Genomic DNA, 2,331 nt, shown 5'->3' on the forward strand with positions numbered 1-2,331 from the left:
CTGCCAGTCACTAGAAGAACTAACCCTTAAAACCAAGGACTATGTCCACTGGTGGAACCATCATCGCATTCACGGTAGTCTCGATTACCAAACACCTATGGTTAAGCGAGTTATCGCTTAACAAAAACACTTTATAAAAATTGTACAGAAAAGGGGTGCCTTTTCAAGAAATAATATTATGGAGTTCATTTGGATACTTATCGTCGGAGCAGTCATCGGGGCAATCGGTGGTGCAATCACTAAAAAAGGACCTTCAGGCTGGATTGCTAACATCGTTGCTGGTATTGTCGGTTCTTACGTTGGTCAGGCACTTTTTGGTGTGTGGGGACCAACTGCTGCTGGCATGGCAATCGTCCCATCAATTATCGGTGCGGCTCTTGTTACAATTGTTGCAGCTTACTTCTTTGGAAGAAAAGGCTAATCGCCTAAAAAAGTTATTTCTAGGGCAGGAACTTCTCGTTCCTGTCTTTTTATCATTGAACAACGAATAGAAGGGAGAAGTGTTGTTCTAAATGATTTAATCTCTTGACGATAATCATATCTAAAATAACAACAAAAATTATTTTTTTGACAAAGATAATTGTCAAAAATAAAATGATGTGTTACAATAAGGATGTTAAAGCAAATACATCAGTCAGAGGAGGTTGACATGAGAGAAAATACGAAGCAGTTTGTCATCAGTATTGCTCTGGGGCTTATATTATATAGTCCTTTAGAGAGTTTACTAGCTGTATTGCTGATACTTACTGGATTTGTACTTATCAGGGTGTTAGGACCTGATGTTTACCAGATAAGAGAGAGCTTAGCAAGATTAGTGAAGGAAAGGGGAATGTCATGAAAAGGTCAGGTTCGACAATAAAGGCTGTTCTCATTGTTGGTATGATAACCATCGTAGGATTTTTATGCGGTATCGCTCTGGGTCTGTCTGATGTCGGTGGCGAGTATAGTTGGTGGTTCGATAGTCTTCCATTTAGCAGTCCATTGATAGTAGTAATAGCTCTGCTATTCTTCGAAAATTGGTGCAGTGACGCCTGTTCTCCTAAGGATTTTACGGCGATTGTTGATAAAAATCGGTTTATAAGAAAGGGAAATATGATGAAAAAAACACTTGAAAAATGGCAAGTTCTCTTGCTTGGCGCTCTTCTGTTTATGGCAGATCTTCAGCTGACAGCCAGGATCGGTTCTTCAGAGGATTGGCTTGTTGCAGTTTTATGTGTGCTGTTGGCACTGGTTACGGCTTACGTAATTTGGCGTGGTAAGCTGCTCAAAGGAAGTGTTACACTGGTTTGGTGGCAATATTTATTGGCGATGGGGCTGGGCTTACTTGCAGTTTATTTTTTCAAAATTTTGGGTACCATCCTTTTCATGGCTGAACATGGTTTAGGAAATCTCCCTAATAATCAACAGGCCATCATGGATGCCAACATGCCTCCCTATCTCCTGTTTGCTTTTGTAGTCGTTTTGGCGCCAGTGATTGAGGAGTTTGTGATGCGAGGTCTGGTGATGGGAAAACTATTTAATCCTCGTTCCATTTGGGGGCTATTAATCAGCAGTTTTGTCTTTGGATTCTTGCATAGCCCATCAGACTTGGGGATCTGGGTCATGTATGGTGGCATGGGGCTGGCGCTTGGGCTGGTTTATCGCTACACTGAACGATTGGATGTCGCTATCGGGGTCCATGCGCTTAACAACCTGATAGGGTTTGTCGTGATGATGACGATGGCAGGAGGTTAAGATGGATACTGTAAAAAATCGTCTCAAAGAGTTACGTGCCAGAGATAGTCTCAACCAGACGGAGTTGGCTAAATTAGCACAGATTTCTCGTCAGACAGTCAGTCTGATTGAACGTGGCGAATACCTGCCCTCCATTCTCATTGCCTTGAAAATCGCCAAGATTTTCCAAGAGCCTGTTGAACAGGTCTTTTCCCTCGCAGAAGGAGAGAGTAAATGACAAAGAAAACATCGACAACTAAAATTGTCTACCAAAGCCTTGGGCTGGTATTCTTAGTGCTATCAATCCTGATGGTTGTTCTTAGCTTTTTCTCATCAGGTCAACAAGTTGTTGATCTTAACTGGCTGTTTTACCTCTTTATAGGTCTTATTCACTTGAAAAAGGGTGAATTGTATCAGCTCCAAAAAACGAAGCCTTGGGTGGGTTGGCTCTTGGCACTACCAGCTATTTTAGAACTTTTAATCGTCATATTGACAGATGCGACCAAGATGTCACTAGGCATTTCGATAGATATATTTACCGTTGAAAAGGCACCCCTTTTCTGTACAATTTTTATAAAGTGTTTTTGTTAAGCGATAACTCGCTTAACCATAGGTGTT

At 41.4% G+C, this 2,331-nt stretch carries 6 protein-coding genes; all 6 read left to right on the plus strand.

The annotated features are described in order from the left end of the window. Positions 1 to 121, plus strand: a 121-nt coding sequence (locus ACERC8_RS09860) for an IS3 family transposase (protein WP_373659693.1), incomplete at its 5' end; no start/stop codon positions are given. A 57-nt stretch (positions 122 to 178) separates the two neighbouring features. After that, positions 179 to 421 (plus strand): GlsB/YeaQ/YmgE family stress response membrane protein, encoded by a 243-nt coding sequence (locus tag ACERC8_RS09865; protein WP_373659688.1) that lies wholly within the window; start codon positions 179 to 181, stop codon positions 419 to 421. A gap of 228 nt (positions 422 to 649) precedes the next feature. Continuing rightward, the gene (locus ACERC8_RS09870) at positions 650 to 838 is read left to right on the plus strand and encodes a hypothetical protein (protein WP_373659689.1); all 189 of its coding nucleotides are present in this window, start codon (positions 650 to 652) and stop codon (positions 836 to 838) included. Next, the gene (locus ACERC8_RS09875; RefSeq protein ID WP_373659690.1) at positions 835 to 1,734 is read left to right on the plus strand and encodes a lysostaphin resistance A-like protein; all 900 of its coding nucleotides are present in this window, start codon (positions 835 to 837) and stop codon (positions 1,732 to 1,734) included. Before ACERC8_RS09870 ends, ACERC8_RS09875 begins: the two co-directional genes overlap by 4 nt. Before the next feature lies 1 nt (position 1,735). Beyond that, entirely contained in the window at positions 1,736 to 1,951 is a 216-nt protein-coding gene (locus ACERC8_RS09880; RefSeq protein ID WP_373659691.1) for a helix-turn-helix transcriptional regulator, read from the plus strand. Beyond that, positions 1,948 to 2,304 (plus strand): hypothetical protein, encoded by a 357-nt coding sequence (locus tag ACERC8_RS09885; RefSeq protein ID WP_373659692.1) that lies wholly within the window; start codon positions 1,948 to 1,950, stop codon positions 2,302 to 2,304. Before ACERC8_RS09880 ends, ACERC8_RS09885 begins: the two co-directional genes overlap by 4 nt. Positions 2,305 to 2,331 lie beyond the last annotated feature (27 nt).

It is taken from the genome of Streptococcus sp. E29BA (assembly GCF_041807805.1).
Taxonomy (GTDB): domain Bacteria; phylum Bacillota; class Bacilli; order Lactobacillales; family Streptococcaceae; genus Streptococcus; species Streptococcus entericus.

Coding starts and splice junctions, on each gene's coding strand:
- ACERC8_RS09875 (WP_373659690.1), top strand. CDS start 835: ATGAAAAGGTCAGGTTCGACAATAAAGGCTGTTCTCATTGTTGGTATG.
- ACERC8_RS09880 (WP_373659691.1), top strand. CDS start 1,736: ATGGATACTGTAAAAAATCGTCTCAAAGAGTTACGTGCCAGAGATAGT.
- ACERC8_RS09865 (WP_373659688.1), top strand. CDS start 179: ATGGAGTTCATTTGGATACTTATCGTCGGAGCAGTCATCGGGGCAATC.
- ACERC8_RS09885 (WP_373659692.1), top strand. CDS start 1,948: ATGACAAAGAAAACATCGACAACTAAAATTGTCTACCAAAGCCTTGGG.
- ACERC8_RS09870 (WP_373659689.1), top strand. CDS start 650: ATGAGAGAAAATACGAAGCAGTTTGTCATCAGTATTGCTCTGGGGCTT.